An 18,027-nucleotide genomic window follows, 5' to 3' on the forward strand; every position below is an offset into this window, starting at 1 on the left:
CACGCCGACGTCCGCCTCCTGGCTCAACATGGTCGAGCGCTTCTTCCGCAGTTTGACAACGGATCGACTCCAGCGCGGAGTCTTTCGTAGCGTCCATGAACTGACCGTCGCAATCCATGAATATATTATGGCCCATAATCAGAATCCGAAGCCGTTTGTATGGACCGCCAAGGCTAACGACATCCTGCAAAAAGTGATCCGTGCCAATCGGAGGCTTAGTTCAAAGAATAACGAAGCACTACACTAGCTTGCCCGCCATTCCCGCACCGACATTGCAAATAGCTAAAGCACCAGGTCCGATCGATCCCAACTCTGGCCCCCACGCCCCGCGCCAGCTGGCATGGCCATGGGACGAAGGACGTACCTTCGAGGCAGAATTCAATAGTAGCTGCCGGGGCCCCATCTACTTTGTCGACAAACAGCGCAACATCAGCAGCTTTGTGGGCATAGACTCTCCGCCGCTGGCCACGTTCGACAGCGATGACCCCGACGTTATCCTGGGCAATATTGGATACGCTGAACGACTCATTTTCTCGACCAATGGGGGACGCAGTTTTTTCAAGGAAGTACGGGCCTTCCCCAGCTCAGCCTCTATCGAATTCATTGCCGTGCGCAAAGGGCATGTGTATGTGGGAATGTATCTCCGATCAAACGAAGCCGATGCCTACTTTGCCTGGCATAGAACGAAGAACAAGTACCGTTCCAAGGAAATGGAAGAATACGATAGCAAACTGATGATTCTCGAAGGAAAACTCGATAAGGCCCGAGGCCGCATCGCAAGCTATCGGATACTCAAACCAAAGGGCCATCAATTCAGCAGCCCATACGCCGCCATGGCTGCGGAATACATCAAGGAGATCGACGACATCGAGGCCTTGGGCCTGCCGCACGCTGGCGGCAACGTCCCCAGGCATGTCTGCCGCACGACCATGCAACTGCCCGTCTGGCAGCACTGGGCATCAAGGAAAGATTTGGCGGAAATGAGCACATGGTACGAAACCACCAAACGCGCCCACCCCGGCTGGGCCACGGCAGAAATGGACAAATTGATGCAGGAAGCGCGTGAATTTACCGAAAAATATCGCTAGGCCTGCAGTGTGTACCGGCGCAACCTTATCCCGCCGTCTTCTGCCGCTCGAATGAAAACCCCGGCGCATATGCGTGATAGCCGTCGAAATCGCCCTTGCCGATGGCCGCGCCGGCGCTGCGCGCGATCGCATACGCCATGCCGAAGTGAAAGTAGAAATTCGGCAGGATGTACAGATTCAAATACTCGCCTGCCAGCAAGGCGATGTCGGCAAAGCCGGCGCGGTCGCGGCAGAGGCGCTCAAGCGGCCCGTCAAAGCGCTCCGCGGGGATGGCCTTGAGGTAGCGTATGGTCTGCGCGATCTGTTCCTGCAGGCTGGCGGCGGCGCTGAAATCGGCCACTTCCAGGCCCGCCAGCGGGCAGCAACCGCGCAAGGAAAAGCTCACGGCCGCGCGCACCTGCTGGGCGAAAGGCAGCATGTCCGGATGCAAACGCGCCGCCAGCAGTTGCGGCGCCGTGCCCGTCTTGTCGAGCATGGCGGACAACTGCGCCAGGGAGCGGCAAAAGATGGCGGCGGGGTTGATACGCATCAGCTCCGTCATGACTGGCCCTCCTGTGCAGTAGCATCCTGGAGCGCAACCTTCTTCAACACGCGGATCAGCCGGCGTTCATGGCGGCCCACGGCATCCCAGTGCCGGGCGTCGGTCGGGCCGAATGCCGGGTAATGGCGCTGCCATTTTTCCGCGCGCTGCTGCGAATTGACGCTCACGTTCGAGTTCAGGCCCTGGCCGCTGGACAAGCGCAGGTACACGCGGATGACGCCCCAGCCTTCGCACACGTAGCGGTAAGTGAGGCCATCGCACTTGGCCGGGTCGAGCGCGATACGGGTCGGCGCAAAGTGCCCGCCCATGTCCGGGTAATGCACGGCCAGGAGTACCTCGCTGGCCCCTTCGGCTTCCAGCCTGGCCGCATACGCGCACAGCTCGGCAGGCGAGTGAAAGTGCAGCGTTTCCTGTTCCGGCTCCGAATACACTTCTGCCACGGCCGCGCCGGGCTTGGCGAAGATCGCCTCGGCCATGGCCGCGATACCTGCTTCTGACATTGCCACCGTGCTCCCCCTTCCCTGATTTGCCGCATGGCACTGCAGCGATGGCCGCCATGCTAGCATGGCGTCAACGGCGATGGCGGGGCCGACATGGAACAGCGCATTCGCCTGGCAATTATTGATGAGCAACATCATCAGCTGCGCATGGGCCAGCGCCAGGGTGTTGTGCATCAGGGGCAGCGGCGTGCGCAGTTCGTGGCTGACGTCGCGCGCGAAGGCCTGTTCGCGCCGCAACACCGCCTGCAGTTCGGCACAGGTTGTTTCCAGGCCGCGCGCCAGGAAACCGATCTCGTCGGGACGCTCGCGTTCGCTGCAGCCCAACGTGCTGCCAGGCTCAAATTGCCTGGCTTCCTGCGCCAGTCAGTACGCCATCCAGGGTGCCGTACCACGTCATAGCTGCGCTGCGTTGTCAGCGGGATGCTCAGCCTGCCACTGGTGGAACGTCGGCAATGCGCGCATACAGCCAGAAGTTACCGGATCTTCCACGAATTTGCCGGTAGCAGCGCAAATAACCTTCCCGCTCGAAAGCGCAGCGTTCGAGCACACGGATCGAACGTGCATTGCTCTCCAGCACGGTCGCCTGGATGCGCAGCAAGCCCAGACCCTGGAGGCCCCAGTCCACGACGGCGTTCACGATGGCCGTGGCCACGCCCTGCCCCCAGACGGCAGGCGCCAGGTCGTAGGCGATTTCCGCCGTGCGGTGTTGCGGGGAAATGGCATTCAATCCGATGGTACCCACGAGGCGGCCACCGTCGCGCAGCACGACGGCCAAGCGGATGGGCGAGGACGGCTGGGTCGATGCATAGTCATCGAAATGGGACTGCAAGTCGTCGATGCTGCGCAAGTCCCAGCTCGTGTGTTCGACGACAACAGGGTCGGCCAGGTAGGCATACCAGGCGGGCGCGTCGCTACGCTCCAGGTGGCGCAAGGTCACCAGCGGATGATCGGTGAGCGGCAATCGCGGCTTCCCGCAGTGGCTCACGCGGCGCCCTTGCGCCGTGCTTCCCACGTCCGCCGCAGCAAGCCGTACAGGGCCGAATCGCTGACCTGCCCGCCCACGATCCAGCGTTCGGGCAGGAAGCCTTCCTTGTTGAAACCCTGGCGTTCCAGGGCGCTGGCCGAAGCGGCGTTGTGCGGATCGATATCGGCTTCCAGGCGGTTCAGGTCGCGCTCGATGAAGGCGAATTCCAGCAGTGCCGACAAGGCTTCGTGCATATAGCCCTTGCCCCAGTACGGACGGCCCAGCGCGTAGCCGATTTCGGCGCGGCGGTTCTGGCGGTGCTCGGAAAACAGGCTGCAACTGCCCAGGTATTCGCCCGTCGCCTTCAGTTCGACGGCGAAACGAAAGAATTCCTCTTTCTCGAAGGCGGCGCTGTCTTCGGCGATCTGGCGCGCGGCGCGGCCGACATCGGTCCACGGCGGCTCACTGAAATAGCGCATCAACTCGGGATCGGCATGCATGGCGAATTGCGCCGCTTCATCGGATGGCTGCGGCTTGCGCAGGATCAGGCGTTCGGTATTGAGGATTTTCGTGTAAGCCATGCGACTCCAATCGAAGGTGTATACGGGTGATGCTTATTATTCCATGCAACTATAACGATGTGGCAACTTTGTGGCACGGCTTTTTAATGTAGTATGGCAATGTATTTCCATATCATTGATACAACTCCAGCATCCACGGATGCACGCAGCAACATATGCAGCCAACGCCAACCATGTCCATCGCTAGAATCCACCTCACCTTGCCGCTCGCCATCATCGCCTTGGCCGTCTGGCTGGGCTTGAGCATGGGCGGCCGCTGGCTGGAATTCGCCGGCTACGCCTTGCCGGGCGCAGCCGTCACCGGCCGTATCGGTCTGTCGTGGGCGCTGGCCGCCCTGTTCGCACTGGCGCTGCTGCTGGCCTCCAGCCGGCGACGCGCAGCCGGCCTGTGCGCGCCGCCGCTGAAAACGCTGTGGCTGGTCTGGCCGCCCCTGCTGTATGCGCTGCTGATGCTGTTGCTGGCATGGGCCGGCGGCTGGCCGCAGCCGCGCGTACTGCTGATCGTCGCTTGCAATGCGGCGCTGGTAGCCATCTCGGAAGAGCTGATGTTCCGCGCCATCTTGCTCCAAGGCATGCTGGACCGCTACGCCGTCTGGCCCGCCGTCTTGCTGTCCTCGGCACTGTTCGGCCTGGCCCATACGGCCAATGGCTTAACCACCGGCGACGTCAGTGGCGCGATGTGGCAAGCCATCGCCGCCACGCTGCAAGGCGTCGGCTATGCCGCCATCCGCCTGCGCACCCGCTCGGTATGGCCCATGGTCCTCGTGCATGGACTGTGGGACTACGCACTCGTGACGGCCACCTTGCCGCATCCGGCCGAAGACGGTGCGTCTATCCTGCCGACTATCGCCCTGCTGGCCGTGCTGCCCTTGTGCCTGTACGGCGTCTACCTGCTGCGCTCCAGCCAGCGGGCGGTCCTGTCTCAACTGCCACTATAGGAATGTGCATGGCGTTTTTTTCACGTGATTACGAGGTATTCCTGCTACTGGCAGCGCCCGATGCGCCGCCGCTGTGGAATGCGGCGCAATGGATGCCGTTTGCCGCCAGCCTCGATGGCCTCGTGGCGCAAGCGCGGGGCAAGGCCGGCGTGCGCAGCCATCAATACAATCCCAAGGGCAAGCCGATTGCCTTTGGTCGCCTGGGCTGGGATGAGAAATCGCACGCCAAGTGGACGCACACGCCGGAAACACGCGAAGCGCGCTTCATGAGCCAGGAAGCGTGGGCGCCCACCTGGACCCTCTGCGAAAAAGACAATCTGGCGCCCGATGTGTTCCTCGCCCTGGCCAATGAATCGCTGCTGGGACTGGCAAACAAACCCCTGCAGTTCGGCCAGCGCCTGGTATGCGCCATCGCCACCGACATGGGTCTTGATGCGGCCGCTACCTTGCGGCAATCCCTGGCGCAACTGGCCACGCAGCAAGACGCCGTCATCTTCGCCCACACGCGGCGCCAGTGGGGTCGCGCCGCGTATGGCGGTTTCACGGGCGCCATCCAGGATATGCTGATCGGCGGCCTGTTCCAGCCAGACGACCCGCATGCGCGACCGCTCGATGCGGCCACGTTCCGCGAAAACTGGACCTTGCTCGACATCCCCCAATCCTGAACGGACTCCCATGCAACGCCTGACCTTCGCCATCCTGCTGTGCTGGAGCGTCCATGCGGGCGCCTTCGAACTGAGCGGCACCATCCGCAGCAACGGCCCACCGCTGCCGCCAGCCATCAGCATCGTTGCCGAGCGCATGCACGGCGAGCCGCAAATACATGGCACGGTCGAGAATGGCCGCTACCGCATTGACGTACCGGAAGGCGCCACACTGGCACTGTTCCTGCAATCGCCCGACTGGGAAGCGGAACCCAAGCTCATCTTCAGCGCGGCCACGGCGGACGCATCGGACTTCCTGCTGTATCCGGCGGCAGTGCCCGAAGCGACGCTGGCAGCCGAATTGCGTACCATGGAGCAGGAAGACCAGGCCTTGCGCGCGGGATTCCCGCCAACGGGGCCGGACCTGGCCACACGCCAGCGCATGCTGGCCACGGATGGCGCACGCGAGCAACGCTTGCGGCAAATCATCGCCAGCAAGGGCTGGCCCACGCAAACGATGGTGGGCTACAAGGCAGCGGGCAGCGCCTGGCTGATTGTCCAGCACGGCTCGAAACATTTTCTGAAACGCAGCCTGCCGCTGATGCGCGCAGCAGCGGCACGGGGGGAGATCACGCCATCGAAGCTGGCACTGGCGATCGACCGCGACCTGTGTAACGACAATCAGCCGCAGCTGTACGGCAGCCAGTTCCACACGGATAGCACCGGCAAGACGGTCCCCTTCCCCATCGATGATCCGCAGCGGCTGGATCAGCGCCGCGCCAGCATGGGACTCGAACCCTATACGCAATACCGGCAGCAATTCGAACAGGACAATTGACAACGCCATCGATTGCATTGCATGCTTACCCCATGCCATCGCCATTCCCGCCCCTGCCATCGATTATTGCCGCCATTCGAACCATGGTGGCTGGGCAGGAATGACATTGACCAAGCCGCCTGCAAGGCGGCTAGGCTTCATCTGTCGTCTCGCAGGCTGTGTTTCCCTCACCTGAAAGCGCGACCATGCAAGCCACTTCCAGTACCACCGCCGCCCCCACCGCCACCCTGCACCTGGTGTGCGGCAAGATTGCTTCCGGAAAATCCACCCTGACGGCCCGGCTGGCCATTGCGCCGCAGACCGTACACATCAGCGAGGACAGTCTGCTGGCGCAGCTGTATCCGGGCCAGATCGCCAGCCTGGCCGACTACGTGGCTTGCGCAGCGCGGCTGCGCGCGGCCATCGCCCCTTTGGCCCTGCAGATGCTGCAGGCAGGCGTCTCCGTCGTGCTCGATTTCCCCGCGAATACGCCGGCCAGCCGCGCCTGGATGCGCGCGTTATTCCAGCAGGCAGGCACGCCGCACGTGCTGCATTACCTCGACGTGCCGGACGACGAATGCAAGGCGCGCTTGCGCCAGCGCAATGCCGGCGGATTGCACCCGTTCGCCACCAGCGAGGCGCAATTTGATGCAATCACGCGCCACTTCGTGCCGCCCGACGCATCGGAAGGCTTTCACATCGTGCGGATTGCCGCTTAAAACGTTCCCGGCAGCAGGATTTTCTTGTCCACATGCTGCAAGTCGCGCAAGCCGCAAAAGGCCATCGTCAAGTCGAGTTCGTTGCGGATGATGTCCAGGCAGCGCGTCACGCCCGGGCCGCCCAGGGCGCCCAGGCCGTATAAAAACGGGCGGCCGATGTACACGCCTTTCGCGCCCAGGGCCACGGCCTTGAGCACGTCCTGGCCCGAGCGGATGCCGCCATCCATATGCACTTCGATCTGGCTGCCGACCGCGTCGACGATGGCGGGCAAGGCTGCGATCGACGATTGCGCGCCGTCGAGCTGGCGCCCGCCGTGGTTCGAGACGATCAGCGCGTCGGCGCCGCTTTCCACGGCCAGGCGCGCGTCTTCGGGGTCCATGATGCCCTTGATGATGAGCTTGCCGCCCCAGCGCTGCTTGATCCATTCCACGTCTGCCCACGACAGGCTCAGGTCGAACTGCTGCTGCGTCCAGGCCGACAGGGACGACATGTCGGACACGGACGTGGCATGACCGACAATATTGCCGAAGCCCCGGCGTTTCGTGCCCAGCATGCCCGCCACCCAGCGCGGCTTGGTGGCCATGTTGAGCATATTCGGAATCGTCAGTTTCGGTGGCGCCGACAGGCCGTTGCGCAAGTCCTTGTGGCGCTGGCCCAGCACCTGCAAGTCGAGCGTCAATACCAGCGCGCCACAGTTGGCCGCCTTAGCGCGATCAATCAGGCGGTTGATGAATTCGCGGTCTTTCATCACGTACAGCTGGAACCAGAATGGTTTGCTCGTGTTCGCCGCCACATCTTCGATCGAGCAGATGCTCATGGTCGACAGGGTGAACGGCACGCCAAAGCGCTCGGCCGCCTGGGCCGCGAGGATTTCGCCATCCGCATGCTGCATGCCCGTCAAGCCCGTGGGCGCCAGTGCCACCGGCATCGACACGTGCTGGCCCACCATGGTCGAGGCCAGGCTGCGGTTTTCCAGGTTGACGGCGACGCGCTGGCGGAATTTGATGTTGGTGAAATCGCTGTTGTTGGCGCGGTAGGTCGATTCCGTCCAGGAACCGGAATCGGCGTAGTCGTAAAACATGCGCGGCACCCGTTTCTGGGCCAGCACGCGCAAGTCTTCGATGCAGGTGATGATACTCATGCGTTTCCTCGGTCGATGGCAAGTCGGATCATGATCGTGCATTTACCCGCAATTGTCTATCCGGCAGGCAAGACTGTTGGAGGGAACGTGGCTTACCAGTCGCGCGCGCCGAGGATCTTCTCGCCCAGTTCGCTCAGCTGCGCTTGCGGATAGCGCAGCTTTTCCTTTTCCTCGGGGTCGCCGGGAAAGGCATAGCCCTGCGGCGCGCTGCGCTCGCGCCAGCTTTGCACGCGCCAGTCGCGCAAGGCTGGCTTGTCTTCCTGGGCGGGCGTAAAGGAAATGTATTGCGCCAGGCGCACCTGATCCGTGGAGGTGTTCGGACGGATGCCGTGCGCCAGCAGACTGTTAAAGATCAACAACTCGCCTTTCTTCATGGCGATGAATTGCATCGGGTACGGCACGGTCGCCAGGTCCGGCTGCCACGGGTTGCGATCAAGAGGCACGGTCTTGCGCCATGCCAGCAAGTTGTTAAACAGTTCTGGATAGCACTGAAAACCGCCGCTCTCGGGCGAGGTATCGGACAGGGCCAGCACGCCTTGCACGTTGACGGGCAGCGGGTCGAGCGTGGTGTCGGCATCCCAGTGGATGAAGCCGCCAAACTTGCGCTTGCCCTTGTTCGGCGTGTTCAGGTTGGCGCGGTCGATGGTCACCCACAGGTCTTCGCGGTCCCATATGTCGACAAAGGCGTCAACTACGCGCGGGGTCTGGCGGTTATCCCACAGGGTCTGGTTGTGATAGGCCTCGACCATGCCGGAACCGTTGAGCTCTTTCATCGCGTGGTCGCGCAACTGGTCCCGGTTCCAGGTGGCGGCGTCGTTCTGGTCGAGTCCCTGGAATTGCCACAGAAAATCCGTCGTGCGCTTTACTTGCTCTGGCGACACCGCATCCTTGACGATGACATAACCATAGGTTTGCCAATGCAAAAAATCGCTGTCGGACAGCACGCGCAGGGGCAGCTGTTTTTGTATGTCGCGCAACTGGGTCTGTGCCGTATAGGCCACGGACGGATTGCCTGGACGGTCTTGGCCGTATTGGTATGGGTTCTGCATCGCTGTCTCCCGTGTTGGTGTGAGACAGATTGTGCGATGGCACGGCCAGCTGAAATGCGCGCCGAGCGGCCAATACTGATACTATCCTGACTATCGATAGCATCAAAACGTCATCATGACGCCTTTATTTGAACAAGTCACAATCCCGACAGGCCACTCCTGGGGTTTGCTGTGGCGCGAACTCGACACCATTCCCTTCCTCTGGCACTACCACCCGCAGTTCGAGCTGACCCTGACGGTGAATGCCCGGGGACAACGCTACATCGGCGACCACCTGGGCGATTTCGAACCGGGCGACCTGGTGCTGCTGGGACCGAATTTGCCACACACGTGGTCGGCCAGCGAGCGCATCGACAGCGCGCAGCCCATGCTGGCCGTCGTCGTGTGGTTTTCGCTGGAGTGGCTGGAACAGCTGGCGGCGTGTTTCCCCGAATTGCACAGCTTGCGGCAACTGGCGGCCCGCGCCGGGCCCGCCCTGCACTTTTCGCCGGCAACGAGCGCGCGCAGCGCGGCCAAACTGCTGCAACTGCATGCCCTGCCCGTGCCACAGCGCCTGCCGCTGCTGCTCGACGTGCTGCTGGAACTGGCCGGTGATGGGGGCGCGCAGCCGCTGGCCTCAACAGCGCAGGCACCGATGCCCGATGGGCAGCAAAAGCGCCTGGCCAGCGTGTTTGATTGCATGCACACGCATTTCCGGGAAGAAATCGCCCTGCAGACTCTGGCGCAGCGGGCGGCCCTGTCGCTGGGCGCCTTTCACCGCTGTTTCAAGCGCCACGCGCATTGCACGCCAGGCGCCTACCTGGCGCGGCTGCGCATCGGCCGCGCCTGTCAACAACTGATCGAGAGCAACCTTGCCATCGCCGTCATCGCGCAAGAGGCCGGTTACCGCAACCTGGCGCATTTCAACCGCCAGTTCCGCGCCGCCAAGCAAGTCACGCCGCGCGCGTTTCGCCTGCAGTACCGGCGCGGCGCCACAGGCGCAGCGTAAATCCATGCAGAAACGAAAAAAGGGGATCAGATTTAACAATCTGACCCCCAATATTCTGGTGCGGCTGGCAGGAATTGAACCCACGACCCCTTGGTTCGTAGCCAAGTACTCTATCCAACTGAGCTACAGCCGCCTAAGACAAGATTATAGCAGGGCTTTGCAGAATGGCAAAGGGCGCCGTGTGGATATTTCACAATTGCCCAGGCCGCCAGCATGACCCCTGCCTGCCCGATGTCATGACGAAAAAAACCCGGAAAGCGAGCTTTCCGGGTTTTTTCTTTACTGCTAATACTGGTGCGGCTGGCAGGAATTGAACCCACGACCCCTTGGTTCGTAGCCAAGTACTCTATCCAGCTGAGCTACAGCCGCAAACACTGACACACTTCACCGGACGGCGCGAAGCTTGAAACTTTCATCAAAACCAGGCAAACCTGATGTTGGCAATACTGGTGCGGCTGGCAGGAATTGAACCCACGACCCCTTGGTTCGTAGCCAAGTACTCTATCCAGCTGAGCTACAGCCGCAAAACTTCTACAACATTCCATCAACAACATGGAGGTGAAATTTTTCACAACAAAACCAGACAAAGTCTGATTTTCAGTATTCTGGTGCGGCTGGCAGGAATTGAACCCACGACCCCTTGGTTCGTAGCCAAGTACTCTATCCAGCTGAGCTACAGCCGCGCAGGCAAACATTATAGCGTATTCATTTCGCTTTGAAAAGTTCGATTTTTCAATCGCTTAGCTGATTTTGCAGAATACCGCCCCACACTACCAAGCCTCTTTTCACTGCCGAAAAGCCGACGCCTTTCATCGATGGACACGGCTGCTTTCACAGTCGCCTCCAGCGCATCGAGAAGTTGCTGTCTCGAAAGAAGCGGGATTATAGGGACTGCCTTCCCGCCTGTCCAGTGCTATCTGCAGGCGGCACGCAAGCGTGCGGTGGCGGCGCGCCGCTTGGGGCTACAATACCGGTCAGACAGGAGTGCTTGTGCCTCCTTTCATGCATGACAGCAGGCAGTTCCATCATGCCCCATTCACTGAGCTTGGCGATGGCGGCCCGGCGGGGCAACCGCCTGTGCGGCAAACTCACCGTTGCAGGATTTCCGATGGCTAAGCATGACCGCAAACAAGATTTGCTACCCCCATCAGCGCCGCTGAGCCTGTCAGACGAGCGCCTGGCCAACTTGCTGGAGAGCATTACCGACGGCTTCTGCCTGCTCGACCACGACTGGACCATCCGCTACATCAATACGCGCGGCGCCGACATGCTCGCGCCGCAGCGTCCGCCCGACAGCCAGCTGGCAGGCAACAGCCTGTGGCACGCCTGCCCCGAATTGCAGGGCACGGAACTGGAGGTACAGTATCGGCGCGCCATGGCGCAGCAGCACAGCTGCAGTTTCGAGCTGCTGTATCTGCCACTGGGGCGCTGGCTGGAAGTGCGCATCTTCCCGTCCAGCGAAGGCTTGACCACGTATATCCAGGACATCACCCAGCGCAAGGCGGCCGAGGAAAGCTTGCGCCACAGCGAGGAAGAATTGCGCGCGCTGGCCAATTCCATCCCGCAACTGGCCTGGATCGCCAGCTTCGACGGCACCATTGTCTGGTACAACCAGCGCTGGCACGGCTACACGGGCACCAGCGCGGAACAGATGGTGGGCGAGGGGTGGAGCATCGCCTATGACGCGCGGTACCTGCCCCCCATACTGGAAGGCTGGAAGGCTGCCTTGCGCGATGGCACGCCCTTCGAAATGGAATTTCCCATCTGCGGCGCCGACGGCCAGTACCGCTGGTTCCTGACGCGCGCCAACCCCGTGCGCGACCGGGGCGGCCAGCTGCTGCGCTGGTTTGGCACGAGCACCGACGTCGACCAGGTCAAGCGCGCGCAGGAAGCCTTGCGCGACGAGACGCGCGTACTCGAGTTGCTCAATAACACGGGTGCGGCCCTGGCCAGCACGCTCGACTTGCCTGCCCTGCTGCAGGCAACCGTCGATGCGGCCACGCGCATCAGCGGCGCGCACTTTGGCGCTTTTTACTATGACGATGCGGGTGATATCCTCGACAGCCCGGGCACCGTGCCCGCAGCGTGCGCCGTCAACGGCATCAGCCTGCACCAGGCCGATGCCGTTGCGGTGGAACTGCGCCAGGGACCGGCCATGCGCCAGAACGACTTGCAGACCGCACCCGACGCCAGCGCCGACGGCGCGCCGCCGCTGCGCAGCTGCCTGAGCCTGCCCGTCAGCTCGCGCTCGGGCCTGCTGCTGGGGCGCTTGCTGCTGGGCCATCAGCAGACGGGCATGTTCAGCGCGCGTAGCGAACGCATCGTCTCGGCCATCGCGGCACAGGCCGCCGTCGCACTCGACAATACACGCCTGTACGCAGCCGCCACGCGCGCCGCCGACGAGCGCAAGGTGCTGCTCGACAGCGAACGCGAGGCGCGCGCCGAGGCCGAGCGCACGAATCAGCTGAAAGATGATTTTCTCGCCACCCTGTCGCATGAACTGCGCACGCCGCTGTCGGCCATCCTGGGCTGGGCCCAGGTGCTGCGGCGCGGCACGCGGGACCAGGCCGACCTGCACCGTGGCCTGCAAAGCATCGAACGCAATGCGCGCGCGCAGGCGCAACTGATCGAAGACTTGCTCGATATGAGCCGCATCACCTCCAACAAAGTGCTGCTCGACCTGCAAACCCTCGCGCCCGCCAGCGTCATTGCCTCGGCCATCGAAACCCTGCGCCCGGCAGCCGACGCCAAGCACATCGCCATCCACAGCCACATCGCCAGCGATGCGGGCAGCATCATGGCCGATCCCGCCCGTATCCAGCAAGTGATCTGGAACCTGCTGTCGAATGCCCTGAAGTTCACGCCGCAAGGGGGGCGGGTCGATATCGGCGTGCGCCGCGAGGCGTCGCGCCTGGCCATCACGGTGAGCGACAACGGCGTGGGCATCAAGAAAGACTTCCTGCCCCACGTATTCGACCGCTTCCGTCAGGCCGACGCCTCCACCACGCGCCGGCATGGCGGCCTGGGACTGGGGCTGGCCATCGTCAAGCACCTGGTGGAGCAGCATGGCGGCACGGTCACGGTCTGCAGCGCCGGTGACATGCAGGGCGCCAGTTTCACCGTGCGCCTGCCCCTGGACACGCCGGCCGCTGCCGTGCGCCAGGGTGCTGCCGGTCGATGACGAGGCCGATGCGCGCGAACGACGGAACGCATCCTGCGCGACAACCACGCCGAAGTACACAACGCCGGCAGCGTGGCAGCCGTGGCGCAACTGGCCGCGACGCGCATCACGGCCCCGACCTTAAAAAGATGATGTAAAGAAATACATAGTACAGAATAAAATGACTATTTTTGTGGGTTGGCCTTCCTACTTTCAGACGCGGCACTGTCCTACAAGCAACTAAGCTGAAGTTTGCTACACTGAAATACAGAAGCACACCTGCACGGCAGGCAGGAAACAGGCACCCTTGGCTGCCATCAGTGGCAGAAGCGAGTTCAAGCGCTGTTGTGCGCCCTATCTTGTTGCAAGGCGCTACTATCTTTCCCACCGCCGTCAGCAGATCATCAGCGGTAGAAGCCAGCGTTACATAGACCGTATTAACCGAGACCCTACATGCCCAGCCAAGATGAAATTTTGAAAGCCAAAATTTTGGTCGTCGACGATTCGCCCGACAATGTCGACCTGATGCTGGAAATCCTGCGCGATGCCGGCTATACCAATGTCACGGCCACCATGCGCCCGGCCCAGGTCTGCCCCCTGCACCGGGAGCATTGCTACGACCTGATCTTGCTGGATCTGCAAATGCCGGAACTGAATGGCTTCCAGGTCATGAAAGGCTTGAAGGAAATCGAGCATGGCGGCTACCTGCCCGTGCTGGCCCTGACAGCACAGCCGAGTTTCAAGATCGCAGCCCTGGAAGCGGGTGCGCGCGACTTCATCAGCAAACCGTTCGACCTGATGGAAGTGCACAAGCGCATCCACAACATGCTGGAAGTGCGCCTGCTGTACAAGGAACTGGCGCAATACAGCAAGCAACAGCAGGAACTGGCGCTGCACGACCCCCTGACGGGCTTGCCGAACCGACGCCTGCTGGAAGACCGCATCGAACACACCCTGCAGCAATCGGCCCGCAGCCGCGGCAAGTCGGCCATTTTGTACCTGGACCTGGACGGCTTCAAGGCCATCAACGACAGTTACGGCCACGGCTATGGCGATGACATCCTGAAAATGGTGGCGGCCCGCCTGGTGGGCGCGTCGCGCAAGGAAGACACGGTGGCGCGCATCGGCGGCGACGAATTCGTCATCGTGCTGGGCAACCTGGCCGGCAAGGGCGACGCGCGCGAACCGGCCGCCAAGCTGATCGAAGTCATTTCCGAACCGTATTTCATCAACGACCTGACCTTGCGCCTGTCGACCAGCATCGGCATCGCCATCTATCCGGACGACGCCAATACCGTCGAGTCCCTGCTGGGCGCGGCCGACACGGCCCTGTATGAAGCCAAGCGCTCCGGCAAGAACCGCTTTTGCTGCTCGCCCCACGACGTGATCGTGTCGCAGGTGAACATGCAGAAAAACAGCATCCCCTCGATCGCATGAACTTAATTCCGCGCGGCGCGTAAAAAAAACCGGCTGGCCATCATCACGGCCAGCCGGTTTTTTATGCAGAGACACCTTATTTCTTGTCAGCCGTCACTTCGTGCTGGCCCGCATGCTGGTGGTCCGTTTGTGCATTCACGGTCTCCGGCGGCACTTCGATGCGCGTAATGCCGGCATCGACGGAAATCGGGTCGCTGGCGGGGAAGGTCATTTCCACGGCGTCGTCGAGCAACTCTTCCTTGGCCCGCTCTTCGCCGCTCATGCCCTCTTCATCGGCCAGGATGGCCAGCGCACTGGCCCATTTGACGAAATTGAGGTTGGACAGTTCGCGCACAGTGTTCACGCCAAACGCCTGCTGCAAGGCCTTGGCATCCTTGGCGCTGACGCCGCGCAGGGCGCTGATGGGGGCATTGACGATGTCGCGGAAGCTTTTGTCGAGGTATTCCTTGTCGACGATGGTATCGATATTCATGGCATGTCCTTTCGTTTCGGTAAGCGGGCCTGTATCGCGCCCTGCGCCGCATGGCGGCTATGCTGCATGGGGAGAATGCATGACCCACTATGGCAGCGCGCAGCGCCCCGGTATGTGCGCAGCCGTACGTAACGACGGGAACTTTACCAACTGGTGAAAACAATAATCTTGCCTATCATATAAAAATGATGGAAGGAGATCAAAATTGCTGAAAAGACAGAAATTTTCCATCCATGCGCCCCGCGATGAAATCCTCATGTATGATCCACCACTTGAATTTGGTCCACCATTCACCATTCACGGGGCGCTATGTCCGCACAAACAGATCCGAACAAGGAAGCGGCCCAGGCCGATGCGGAACGCGCCGCCGATCTCAGCGAGTTGCTGGGTCATGTCAACACCAGCTGGGACAATGAACGGCGCGCCCTGTCGCGCCAGCTGCACGACAGCCTGGGCTCATCGCTGACGGCGCTGACCATGCACCTGTCGCTGCTGACGCAAAAAATGCCACAGGAAGCGGCCTTGCTCGACCGCGCGGCGACCATGAAGCAATTGCTGCTGAATGTGATTGAAACCAACCGGCAAATGCAGATGAAGCTGTGGAATGACAAGCTGGAGTTTCTCGGCGTGAATGTGGCGCTGGGCGAGCTGGCCGCGCAATTTGCCGAACAGCACAAAATTATCGTGCGCTGCAGCCTGCCCGACGATGAACTGCTTTGCCCGCGCAACGTGGGCGTGGCCCTGCTGCGCACCCTGGAAGAAGCGCTCAGCAACATCGCCACGCATGCCAACGCCACAGAAGTGGACATCATCATCGACGACAACGACGAGGCGCTGATGATGACCGTCAAGGATAACGGCAGCGGCTTGCCGGCCAGCGGGCCCGTCGAAATGCACAAGCATGGCCTGCGCTCCGTGCGCGAGCGCGTGCAGTACCTGGGCGGCAGCCTGAGCCTGGCGGCCAAGCCCTCAGACGGCACGGTCCTGAGCGTCGTCTTGCCGCGCATTAGCCCGAAAGAATAGTCATCGCGCGGCGGGACCGGGCCATAACGCCGCCGGGCCGCCCTGCCCCGCTGGACGAGTCAACGACAGGAGATCGTATGCAACGATACGCAAGCACCCTGCTGGCAGCGCTACTGGCCGTCGGCGCCACCCAGGCCGCCGAAAAGGCCGCGCCGCCGCCGGAAACGGTGGACAAGCTGGCCTGGCTGGCCGGCTGCTGGAACGTCGATGGCGCCGAACCCGGTTCCGGAGAGCAATGGAGCACGGCTGCCGGCGGCACCCTCCTCGGCGCCAGCCGCACCCGTCAAGGGCGGCAAGACGACGGCCTTTGAATTCGTGCAGATCCGCCTCACCGAGCCGGGCCAGCTGGCCTACATCGTGCAGCCATCGGGCCAGCCGCCCGTGGTCTTCAATCTGCTGCGCCAGGACAAGCCGAATGAATTCATCTTCGCCAACCTGGACAATGACTTTCCCAGCCGCATCATCTACCGCCACGACAGCGAGCGCATCTTGCACGCCAGCATCAGCGGCAGCTTGAAAGGCAAACTCACCACCATCGCCTTCCCCATGACGCGGAGCCGCTGCGAGGCGTCTCCCCTCGCGCGCGCACAATAAAAAGGGGCCGCACAGCCCCTTGTTTGATCCGGCGCAAAGCGCCTGGTGCAGCATTGCTTAATGCAGCTTGACCTGCGGCGTGCTGCGCTTGATCAGGAAGCGGCCCATGGCCATGACGGCCGTGCGCACGCTGCCCAGCACGGCGTTGTGGTGCATCAGGTGCAGGCTAACATACATCATGCGCGCGACAAAGCCTTCCACGAACCAGCTCAGACCCTTCAGGGAGCCCATCAGGGTGCCCACCGAGGTGGTGCGGCCGAACGACACCAGCGAACCGTAGTCCAGGTATTCATACGGCTTGGTTTGCGGCGGCTTGCCCTTGGCTTGCAGCAAAAAGGTTTTCAGCAGGTAATCGGCTTGCTGGTGGGCTGCCTGGGCGCGCGGCGGCACCAGCTTGCCGTCCGGCCCCGTGCAGGCAGCGCAATCGCCCAGCGCGAAAATATTCGCATGGCCCTGCACATTGAGCATGCCCGTCACTTCCAGCTGGCCGGCGCGATTGGTCGGCAAGCCCAGCGTCGACAGGAATTCCGGCGCGCGGATGCCGGCGGCCCACACGCAGATGTCGGCCGCATAGCTGGTGCCGCTGGCCACCGTCACCTTGTCCGCTGCGATGCTGGTGACGCGCGTATCGGTCACCACGGAGATGCCATGCTGGTGCAGCAGTTTCGAGGCGGCGATGGAGACGCGCTCGGGCAGCGGCGCTAGGATGCGCGGCGCCCCTTCGAGCAGGGTAATGCGCACGTCCTTGATGGCGTTGAGATTCTGGAAACCATACGCGGCATACACGCCACTCGCTTCGCGCAATTCGGCCGCCAGCTCCACGCCCGTGGCGCCGCCGCCGATGATGACGATATCGACGCCGGGATGGCCCGCATCGCCCTGGCGCTGCTCGGCCATGGCCAGCAGTTTCAACAGCGTCAGGCGGAAGCGTTCGGCGTCTTCCGTGGCATTAAGGGAAATCGTGTTTTCCTTGGCGCCGGGTACGCCGAAGTAATTCGAGGTGCTGCCCACTGCCAGCACCAGCTGGTCGTAGTGGATCTGCCGTTGCGGCAAGAGCTGCTCGTCCTTGTCGGTAGCGATGGCGCCCACGGTGAGGCTGCTCGACGCCGCGTCGAGCGCGATCAAGGGCCCGTAGACATAGGTAAAACCATTGTCATGCGCCAGCATTTGGTACGACAGGCCCTCCTGGTGAATGTCCAGGGTGCCGGCCGCCACCTCATGCAGCGACGGTTTCCAGATATGGTACAAGCGGCTGTCGACCAGGGTCACCTGGCCGGGGCCGCGCTTGCGGCTGAGTTTGCAGGCCAGCTCCAGGCCGCCTGCTCCGCCACCTACAATAACGATTTTACTATGCAAAGATCCTCCTGCTT

The 18,027-nt window shown here is 62.1% G+C and carries 19 protein-coding genes, 4 tRNA genes and 1 pseudogene; 12 read left to right on the forward strand and 12 right to left on the reverse strand.

Going from position 1 to position 18,027, the window contains the following annotated elements; translation table 11 throughout:
• Together CSZ94_RS15255 and CSZ94_RS15260 are read left to right on the forward strand one after the other, a co-directional pair.
• Positions 1-247: pseudogene (locus tag CSZ94_RS15255) on the forward strand (IS630 family transposase); the annotation flags it as partial.
• Between the two features lies 1 nt (position 248).
• Complete coding sequence (locus tag CSZ94_RS15260) at positions 249-1,088, forward strand: hypothetical protein (protein WP_102122285.1); 840 nt, start codon at positions 249-251, stop codon at positions 1,086-1,088.
• A 25-nt stretch (positions 1,089-1,113) separates the two neighbouring features.
• Here CSZ94_RS15260 and CSZ94_RS15265 read toward each other — a convergent pair whose 3' ends face one another.
• The 4 genes from CSZ94_RS15265 to CSZ94_RS15280 form a co-directional block, all read right to left on the reverse strand.
• A complete protein-coding gene (locus tag CSZ94_RS15265; RefSeq protein ID WP_258000999.1) occupies positions 1,114-1,629 on the reverse strand; it encodes a DUF1993 domain-containing protein in 516 nt (171 codons plus the stop codon).
• Complete coding sequence (locus CSZ94_RS15270) at positions 1,626-2,453, reverse strand: hypothetical protein (protein WP_102122286.1); 828 nt, start codon at positions 2,451-2,453, stop codon at positions 1,626-1,628. The genes CSZ94_RS15265 and CSZ94_RS15270 overlap by 4 nt, the downstream gene beginning before the upstream one ends.
• A 100-nt stretch (positions 2,454-2,553) precedes the next feature.
• Positions 2,554-3,090 (reverse strand): GNAT family N-acetyltransferase, encoded by a 537-nt coding sequence (locus CSZ94_RS15275; RefSeq protein WP_102122287.1) that lies wholly within the window; start codon positions 3,088-3,090, stop codon positions 2,554-2,556.
• Between the two features lie 20 nt (positions 3,091-3,110).
• A complete protein-coding gene (locus CSZ94_RS15280) occupies positions 3,111-3,674 on the reverse strand; it encodes a GNAT family N-acetyltransferase (RefSeq protein WP_102122288.1) in 564 nt (187 codons plus the stop codon).
• Between the two features lie 173 nt (positions 3,675-3,847).
• On the opposite strand from CSZ94_RS15280, the gene CSZ94_RS15285 reads away from it, so the two are divergent.
• The 4 genes from CSZ94_RS15285 to CSZ94_RS15300 all read left to right on the forward strand — a co-directional run bounded on the left by CSZ94_RS15285 (position 3,848) and on the right by CSZ94_RS15300 (position 6,792).
• Positions 3,848-4,612 carry a CPBP family intramembrane glutamic endopeptidase gene (locus CSZ94_RS15285; protein WP_180977494.1) on the forward strand — a complete coding sequence of 255 codons (765 nt, stop codon included), beginning with the start codon at positions 3,848-3,850 and terminating at the stop codon, positions 4,610-4,612.
• An 8-nt stretch (positions 4,613-4,620) separates the two neighbouring features.
• Positions 4,621-5,277, forward strand: coding sequence for a hypothetical protein (locus CSZ94_RS15290; protein ID WP_102122290.1), 657 nt, complete (start codon positions 4,621-4,623; stop codon positions 5,275-5,277).
• Between the two features lie 10 nt (positions 5,278-5,287).
• Positions 5,288-6,094, forward strand: a complete 807-nt coding sequence (locus tag CSZ94_RS15295) for a DUF6624 domain-containing protein (RefSeq protein ID WP_102122291.1) — start codon at positions 5,288-5,290, stop codon at positions 6,092-6,094.
• Between the two features lie 185 nt (positions 6,095-6,279).
• Positions 6,280-6,792 (forward strand): AAA family ATPase, encoded by a 513-nt coding sequence (locus CSZ94_RS15300; protein WP_102122292.1) that lies wholly within the window; start codon positions 6,280-6,282, stop codon positions 6,790-6,792.
• Here CSZ94_RS15300 and CSZ94_RS15305 read toward each other — a convergent pair.
• Both CSZ94_RS15305 and CSZ94_RS15310 read right to left on the reverse strand, forming a co-directional pair.
• Entirely contained in the window at positions 6,789-7,934 is a 1,146-nt protein-coding gene (locus CSZ94_RS15305) for an alpha-hydroxy acid oxidase (protein WP_102122293.1), read from the reverse strand. The genes CSZ94_RS15300 and CSZ94_RS15305 overlap by 4 nt on opposite strands.
• 92 nt (positions 7,935-8,026) lie before the next feature.
• Positions 8,027-8,983, reverse strand: coding sequence for a phytanoyl-CoA dioxygenase family protein (locus tag CSZ94_RS15310; RefSeq protein WP_102122294.1), 957 nt, complete (start codon positions 8,981-8,983; stop codon positions 8,027-8,029).
• 115 nt (positions 8,984-9,098) lie between these two features.
• Between CSZ94_RS15310 and CSZ94_RS15315 the strand changes: the two genes are divergently transcribed.
• Positions 9,099-9,971, forward strand: coding sequence for a helix-turn-helix domain-containing protein (locus CSZ94_RS15315; RefSeq protein ID WP_102122295.1), 873 nt, complete (start codon positions 9,099-9,101; stop codon positions 9,969-9,971).
• Between the two features lie 56 nt (positions 9,972-10,027).
• Here the strand turns inward: CSZ94_RS15315 and CSZ94_RS15320 are convergent.
• From CSZ94_RS15320 to CSZ94_RS15335, 4 genes are all read right to left on the reverse strand, one after another.
• A tRNA-Arg gene (locus CSZ94_RS15320) sits at positions 10,028-10,104 on the reverse strand.
• A 159-nt stretch (positions 10,105-10,263) separates the two neighbouring features.
• Positions 10,264-10,340, reverse strand: a tRNA-Arg gene (locus tag CSZ94_RS15325).
• Between the two features lie 78 nt (positions 10,341-10,418).
• A tRNA-Arg gene (locus tag CSZ94_RS15330) sits at positions 10,419-10,495 on the reverse strand.
• A gap of 82 nt (positions 10,496-10,577) precedes the next feature.
• Positions 10,578-10,654: transfer RNA gene (locus tag CSZ94_RS15335), tRNA-Arg, on the reverse strand.
• Positions 10,655-11,079: 425 nt separating this feature from the next.
• Between CSZ94_RS15335 and CSZ94_RS15340 the strand changes: the two genes are divergently transcribed.
• Both CSZ94_RS15340 and CSZ94_RS15345 read left to right on the forward strand, forming a co-directional pair.
• Positions 11,080-13,152, forward strand: coding sequence for a PAS domain-containing sensor histidine kinase (locus CSZ94_RS15340; RefSeq protein ID WP_258001001.1), 2,073 nt, complete (start codon positions 11,080-11,082; stop codon positions 13,150-13,152).
• Between the two features lie 432 nt (positions 13,153-13,584).
• Entirely contained in the window at positions 13,585-14,568 is a 984-nt protein-coding gene (locus CSZ94_RS15345; protein WP_102122296.1) for a GGDEF domain-containing response regulator, read from the forward strand.
• Positions 14,569-14,644: 76 nt separating this feature from the next.
• Here the strand turns inward: CSZ94_RS15345 and CSZ94_RS15350 are convergent, their stop codons facing one another.
• Entirely contained in the window at positions 14,645-15,040 is a 396-nt protein-coding gene (locus CSZ94_RS15350) for a hypothetical protein (protein WP_102122297.1), read from the reverse strand.
• A 309-nt stretch (positions 15,041-15,349) separates the two neighbouring features.
• Between CSZ94_RS15350 and CSZ94_RS15355 the strand changes: the two genes are divergently transcribed.
• From CSZ94_RS15355 to CSZ94_RS29290, 3 genes are all read left to right on the forward strand, one after another.
• Positions 15,350-16,063: a sensor histidine kinase gene (locus CSZ94_RS15355; protein ID WP_102122298.1), complete on the forward strand. Its 714-nt coding sequence runs from the start codon at positions 15,350-15,352 to the stop codon at positions 16,061-16,063.
• 77 nt (positions 16,064-16,140) lie between these two features.
• Positions 16,141-16,374, forward strand: a complete 234-nt coding sequence (locus CSZ94_RS29285; RefSeq protein ID WP_102122299.1) for a DUF6265 family protein — start codon at positions 16,141-16,143, stop codon at positions 16,372-16,374.
• 4 nt (positions 16,375-16,378) lie between these two features.
• Positions 16,379-16,657 (forward strand): DUF6265 family protein, encoded by a 279-nt coding sequence (locus CSZ94_RS29290; RefSeq protein ID WP_102122300.1) that lies wholly within the window; start codon positions 16,379-16,381, stop codon positions 16,655-16,657.
• A gap of 57 nt (positions 16,658-16,714) precedes the next feature.
• On the opposite strand, the gene CSZ94_RS15370 is transcribed toward CSZ94_RS29290, so the two are convergent.
• Positions 16,715-18,013 (reverse strand): NAD(P)/FAD-dependent oxidoreductase, encoded by a 1,299-nt coding sequence (locus CSZ94_RS15370; RefSeq protein WP_102122301.1) that lies wholly within the window; start codon positions 18,011-18,013, stop codon positions 16,715-16,717.
• Positions 18,014-18,027: the final 14 nt, after the last annotated feature.

Origin of the sequence: Janthinobacterium sp. ROICE36 (assembly GCF_002869965.1) — a bacterium.
Taxonomy (GTDB): domain Bacteria; phylum Pseudomonadota; class Gammaproteobacteria; order Burkholderiales; family Burkholderiaceae_D; genus Janthinobacterium.

Coding starts and splice junctions, on each gene's coding strand:
- CSZ94_RS15305 (WP_102122293.1), bottom strand. CDS start 7,934: ATGAGTATCATCACCTGCATCGAAGACTTGCGCGTGCTGGCCCAGAAA.
- CSZ94_RS15265 (WP_258000999.1), bottom strand. CDS start 1,629: ATGACGGAGCTGATGCGTATCAACCCCGCCGCCATCTTTTGCCGCTCC.
- CSZ94_RS15340 (WP_258001001.1), top strand. CDS start 11,080: ATGGCTAAGCATGACCGCAAACAAGATTTGCTACCCCCATCAGCGCCG.
- CSZ94_RS15315 (WP_102122295.1), top strand. CDS start 9,099: ATGACGCCTTTATTTGAACAAGTCACAATCCCGACAGGCCACTCCTGG.
- CSZ94_RS15355 (WP_102122298.1), top strand. CDS start 15,350: ATGTCCGCACAAACAGATCCGAACAAGGAAGCGGCCCAGGCCGATGCG.
- CSZ94_RS15310 (WP_102122294.1), bottom strand. CDS start 8,983: ATGCAGAACCCATACCAATACGGCCAAGACCGTCCAGGCAATCCGTCC.
- CSZ94_RS15290 (WP_102122290.1), top strand. CDS start 4,621: ATGGCGTTTTTTTCACGTGATTACGAGGTATTCCTGCTACTGGCAGCG.
- CSZ94_RS15300 (WP_102122292.1), top strand. CDS start 6,280: ATGCAAGCCACTTCCAGTACCACCGCCGCCCCCACCGCCACCCTGCAC.
- CSZ94_RS15280 (WP_102122288.1), bottom strand. CDS start 3,674: ATGGCTTACACGAAAATCCTCAATACCGAACGCCTGATCCTGCGCAAG.
- CSZ94_RS15285 (WP_180977494.1), top strand. CDS start 3,848: ATGTCCATCGCTAGAATCCACCTCACCTTGCCGCTCGCCATCATCGCC.
- CSZ94_RS15295 (WP_102122291.1), top strand. CDS start 5,288: ATGCAACGCCTGACCTTCGCCATCCTGCTGTGCTGGAGCGTCCATGCG.
- CSZ94_RS29285 (WP_102122299.1), top strand. CDS start 16,141: ATGCAACGATACGCAAGCACCCTGCTGGCAGCGCTACTGGCCGTCGGC.
- CSZ94_RS15350 (WP_102122297.1), bottom strand. CDS start 15,040: ATGAATATCGATACCATCGTCGACAAGGAATACCTCGACAAAAGCTTC.
- CSZ94_RS15345 (WP_102122296.1), top strand. CDS start 13,585: ATGCCCAGCCAAGATGAAATTTTGAAAGCCAAAATTTTGGTCGTCGAC.